Source organism: Bradyrhizobium guangdongense, assembly GCF_006483445.1.
GTDB classification, from domain to species: domain Bacteria; phylum Pseudomonadota; class Alphaproteobacteria; order Rhizobiales; family Xanthobacteraceae; genus Bradyrhizobium; species Bradyrhizobium guangdongense_A.
On record NZ_PPPT01000124.1, the window covers coordinates 1 to 5,000 of the forward strand.

Sequence of the window (5,000 nt, forward strand, 5' to 3'; positions counted from 1 at the left end):
GCCGGCAGGCCTGCCGGCTGATTTTCGACGGTTCCGGCGCCATCTCTGTCACATCGGCCGGATTCGCTTCGTCATAGCCATGACGGACGGCAAACAGGGAACGTGACCGATGACCCCAAATAATTTCGACGACAATTTTTTGGCCCGGCAGTTCGAGGCCAACCGGGATCATCTGCGCGGCGTTGCCTACCGGATGCTGGGCTCTCGCGGCGAGGTCGACGATGCCGTGCAGGAGACCTGGCTCAGGGTCAGCCGCTACGACACCAGCGACATCGCGAATTTGCGGGGCTGGCTGACCACCGTGGTCGCGCGCATTTGCCTGGACATGCTGCGGTCGCGCAAGACACGCCGCGAGGATCCACTTGGTCCGCAGGTGCCCGAGCCCGCGGATGACGCGCGCGAAAGCGAGGCCGAGATGGCCGATTCGGTCGGCGCCGCGCTGCTCGTTGTGCTGGAGACGCTGCAGCCGGCCGAACGCCTCGCCTTCGTGCTGCACGACATGTTTGCCGTGCCCTTCGAGGAGATCGCGCCGATCGTCGGCCGGACGGTGGAGGCGTCGCGGCAGTTGGCCAGCCGCGCACGGCGCCGTGTGCAGGGCGCACCACAGCCGCAGGCGGATTTCAGCCGCGAGCGGAAGATCGTCGATGCGTTTCTCGCCGCCTCACGCGAGGGAGATTTCGAAGGCCTGCTTGCCGTGCTCGACCCCGACGTCGTCATGCGCGCCGACCAGGCCGCGGTGCGGCTCGGCTCACTCGCGGAGACCCGCGGCGCCAATGCAGTGGCACAGGCCTTCAAGGGCCGCGCGCAGGCCGCACAGCCGGCGCTGGTCGATGGCGAGCTCGGCGTCGCCGTCATCTTTGGCGGACGCCTGCGCATCGCGCTGCGTGTCACGTTCAAGGGCGACCGGATCGTCGAGATCGAAGCGGTGGCCGATGCGGAGCGGCTCGGGGCGTTCGAGGTGGATGTGCTGAAGCGGTAGGGCACTGTTTCCCCTGGCCGTCCAGCCGAGCTTGTCCCGGGCACCCACGCGTTGCCGCGTCAAGGACGTGACAAGCTCGGTCATGGCATAATATCAACAATTCCAGTGGCTTACGGGTCTGATTGACGTCTCCCCGGCTTAAGCATAGCTTCGCATACGGAATTCCGTATTCCCTAGGAGCCGCCGGTGATCCCGCTCGACCCGCTGCCCAATCTGATCGACCAGGTCTATGCGCGCATCCTGGAGGCGATCACCGATCGCACATTGCAGCCCGGACAGCGCATCACGCAGAACGAGCTCGCCGACAAGCTCGGCGTATCGCGCCAGCCGGTGTCGCATGCGCTGCATCTTCTGCATCGGCAGGGCCTCGTCGCCGAGAGCGGCAAGCGCGGCTTTGAAGTGACGCAGCTCGATCCCGCGCGCATCCGTCAGCTCTACGAGGTGCGCGGCGCGATCGATGGGCTCGCGGCGCGGCTTGCCGCAGAACGCGCGAAGAGCGACGCCGCCGGCCGCGCGCGGCTCGAAGCGGCGCTGCGCGCCGGCCACCGCATTACCCGCAAGACGCCACTCAACGAGCTGATCGCACTCGACGTCGATTTTCATCGCGCGATCTACCAGCTCGCCGGCAATCCCGTGATCGAAGCAACCATCGCACCGCAATGGCCGCATATGCGCCGCTCGATGGCGACCGTGCTGTCCGAGCTCGACTATCGCGACAGCGCCTGGGGCGAGCATGCGACGATCGCGGGGCACATTCTTGCGGGCGAAGCAGCGGCGGCCGAACTTACCGCACTCGCGCATGCGCAGACGGCGGGACGAATGACTGAGGAGCGATTGAGGGCGACGGAAGAGGCGGCGTAACCGCAAACGCCGTCATTCCGGGATGGTCCGAAGGACCAGACCCGGAATCCATCGAGCGACAAGGACTGCGGATAAATGGATTCCGGGTTCACGCTTCGCGTGCCCCGGAATGACAAGAAAAACCAAGGAGGATGCGACCATGAAACTGACCGAGGCACAATTGGAGTTCTTCCACCGCGAGGGCTGGCTATTCCTTCCCGAGTTGTTCAGCCAGGAGGAAGTCGATCTCCTCGCCCGCGAGGCGATCGCGATCTACGACGCCAACCGGCCCGAGGTCTGGCGCGAGAAGAGCGGCGCGCCGCGCACCGCCTTTGCCGCGCATCTCTACAACGAGGCTTTTGGCGTGCTCGGCGCCCATCCGCGCATGATCGAGCCGGTCGAGCAGGTGTTTGGCGAGCCGGTCTACATGCACCAGTTCAAGATCAACGCAAAGTCGGCCTTCACCGGCGACGTCTGGCAATGGCACCAGGACTACGGCACCTGGAAGCGCGACGATGGCATGCCCGAACCGCGCGCCATGAACATCGCGATTTTCCTCGACGAGGTGATGCCAATCAACGGCCCCTTGATGCTGGTGCCGCGCAGCCAGAACGCCGGCGATCTGCAGGCCTCGCACGATCTGTCGACGACGTCATATCCGCTGTGGACACTGGACGAGGAAACCGTGACGCGGCTGGTCAAGCAGGGCGGCATCGTCGCGCCCACAGGAAAGCCCGGCGGCATGCTGATGTTCCACGGCAACCTCGTGCATGGCTCCAGCGGCAACATCACGCCCTACCCGCGGAAGATCGTGTACCTGACGCTGAACGCGGTCTCGAACTACATCCGCACCCCGACGCGCCCGGATTACATCGCGCACCGCGACTTTGCACCGATCAAGACGGTCGACGACGACGCGCTGCTGCGGCTCGCACGTGCGCCGCGGCAGGCGGCGGAGTAGGACACACCGTCATTCCGGGGCGACGCGACGGGAACGCGCGAAGCGCGAGCCCGGGAGCGTCGAGCCCGGAATCCATTTACCCGCAGGCTCTGCGGCCCGATGGATTCCGGGCTCGCGACTTCGTCGCGCCCCGGAATGACAAGCTGTAATAGTTGCGCAGGACATTCCCACATGAACCTCTTCTCCCTCCTCCAGGCCCGCCGCAGCGCCGGCAAGCCGGTGCGCGTGGCGCTGATCGGCGCCGGCAAGTTCGGCTCGATGTTCTTGTCGCAGGTACCGCATGTGCCGGGGCTGGAGGTGCCCATCATCATCGACATCGACCGCGATCGTGCGCGCGAGGCCTGCCGCACCGTCGGCTGGGACGCCGAGCGCATCGCCAAAACCACCTTCACCGATGATGGCGTGCGGGCGATTGCCGGTGGTGCGATGGACGTCGTGGTGGAGGCGACCGGCAATCCGGCCGTCGGCATCCGCCACGCCCGCGCCGCGATCGCAGCCGGCAAGCACATCGTGATGGTGAATGTCGAAGCCGACGTGCTCGCAGGCCCCCTGCTCGCCGACGAGGCGCGCAAGGCCGGCGTGGTCTACTCACTCGCCTATGGCGATCAGCCCGCGCTCACCGCAGAGATGGTCGACTGGGCGCGTGCCACCGGTTTTCGCGTCGTGGCGGCCGGCAAGGGCACGAAGTATCTGCCAGCCTATCACGATGTGACACCCGACGGCGTCTGGCAGCATTACGGCCTCACCGCCGGCGAGGCGCAGTCGGCCGGCATGAACCCGCAGATGTTCAACTCCTTCCTCGACGGCACCAAATCGGCGATCGAGATGGCCGCGATCGCGAATGCCTGCAATCTCGACGTTCCCTCCAAGGGCCTGTTGTTTCCGCCCTGCGGTGTCGACGACCTGCCGCACATCATGCGCCCGTGCGACAGAGGCGGCGTTCTGGAGCGGTCCGGCGTGGTCGAAGTGGTGTCCTCGCTCGAGCGCGACGGCCGGCCGGTGTTCCGCGATTTGCGCTGGGGCGTCTATGTCGTGCTGGAGGCGCCGAACGATTATGCGGCCGACTGCTTCAAACAATACGGTCTGAAGACCGATGCCAGCGGACGGTTTGCCGCGATGTACAAGCCCTATCACCTGATCGGGCTCGAGCTGAACGTCTCGGTGCTCTCGGCGGCGCTGCGGGGCGAGGCCACCGGCCAGGCTCGCGATTTTCGCGGCGACGTTGCGTCCGTTGCCAAACGCGACCTGCGCGCGGGCGAGATGCTCGACGGCGAAGGCGGCTACACGGTGTGGGGCAAGCTGGTACCGGCGGCGGACAGTCTCAGGGCCGGCGCACTGCCGATCGGGCTTGCGCATCGTCTCAAGCTGAAACACGACGTCGCGCATGGCGAGATCGTGCGCTGGAGCGACGTCGCGTTCGATCCGAACAACGACACCATCAGGACGCGCAAGGCGATGGAGGCGGCGTTCGCGCGGTCCTGATCCGGCGCCCGCGCCGAAGTGCCGCAAGACGGCGGTGTCGACAGGCCCGATTGCCCATTGAACGAGCAGAGTGGGTACCGTCCTCAAGCCCGCGGCGTTAGACTTTGGTCAGAACGATCGGACGTCTCCTTCGCACTTGCGATTGGAGCTAACCGCTTGATTATCCGGGGACGCCGGGCCATCCTGCGCGCGGAACCGTAGAACTCGGAATTCCAACAACAAGGGCTCACAAGAGCCCACGGGAAACGCTTAAACAAACAACGTCGATCACTCGGCGACGAAAAGACGACACCAAGATCGTCCCCCTTGTCGAGACGTCGGCAAAATATATGGAGGGATACGCATGAAGCGTCGTGATTTCCTGAAGGTGACGGGCGGAGGCCTGGCTGCGACTGCTGCTGTTGCCGCGCCGGCGATTGCACAAACGAATCCAGAGATCAAATGGCGGCTGGCCGCAAGTTGGCCGAAGGCGCTGGATACGCTCTATGGCGGTTGCGAATATTTCTGCAAGCGCGTCGCCGACGTCACCGACAACAAGTTCCAGATCCAGCCTTTTGCAGCCGGCGAAATCGTCCCCGGCCTTCAGGTGCTCGATGCCGTGTCGAACGGCACGGTCGAGATGGGCAACACCGCGCTGTACTACTACTGGGGCAAGAACCCCGCCTTCACCTTCGGCACGTCGCTGCCGTTCGGCCTCAACACGCGCGCACACATCTCCTGGCTGCACTTCGGCGGCGG

5 protein-coding genes (1 of these 5 running past the window's edge) are annotated in these 5,000 nt (G+C 65.3%); all 5 read left to right on the top strand.

What is annotated here, in order from left to right; translation table 11 throughout:
* Positions 1-109 precede the first annotated feature (109 nt).
* The gene (locus tag C2U70_RS18390) at positions 110-979 is read left to right on the top strand and encodes a sigma-70 family RNA polymerase sigma factor (RefSeq protein WP_140979845.1); all 870 of its coding nucleotides are present in this window, start codon (positions 110-112) and stop codon (positions 977-979) included.
* 186 nt (positions 980-1,165) lie between these two features.
* Complete coding sequence (locus C2U70_RS18395) at positions 1,166-1,840, top strand: GntR family transcriptional regulator (RefSeq protein ID WP_140979846.1); 675 nt, start codon at positions 1,166-1,168, stop codon at positions 1,838-1,840.
* A 139-nt stretch (positions 1,841-1,979) separates the two neighbouring features.
* Positions 1,980-2,780 carry a phytanoyl-CoA dioxygenase family protein gene (locus C2U70_RS18400; protein WP_140979847.1) on the top strand — a complete coding sequence of 267 codons (801 nt, stop codon included), beginning with the start codon at positions 1,980-1,982 and terminating at the stop codon, positions 2,778-2,780.
* A 171-nt stretch (positions 2,781-2,951) separates the two neighbouring features.
* Positions 2,952-4,262, top strand: coding sequence for an NAD(P)H-dependent oxidoreductase (locus tag C2U70_RS18405; protein ID WP_140979848.1), 1,311 nt, complete (start codon positions 2,952-2,954; stop codon positions 4,260-4,262).
* 343 nt (positions 4,263-4,605) lie between these two features.
* Positions 4,606-5,000, top strand: partial view of a TRAP transporter substrate-binding protein gene (locus C2U70_RS18410; protein WP_140979849.1) — the 5' end (the start) only. It continues 697 nt past the right edge of the window; only the first 395 of its 1,092 coding nucleotides appear in the window; it begins with the start codon at positions 4,606-4,608; the stop codon falls past the right edge of the window.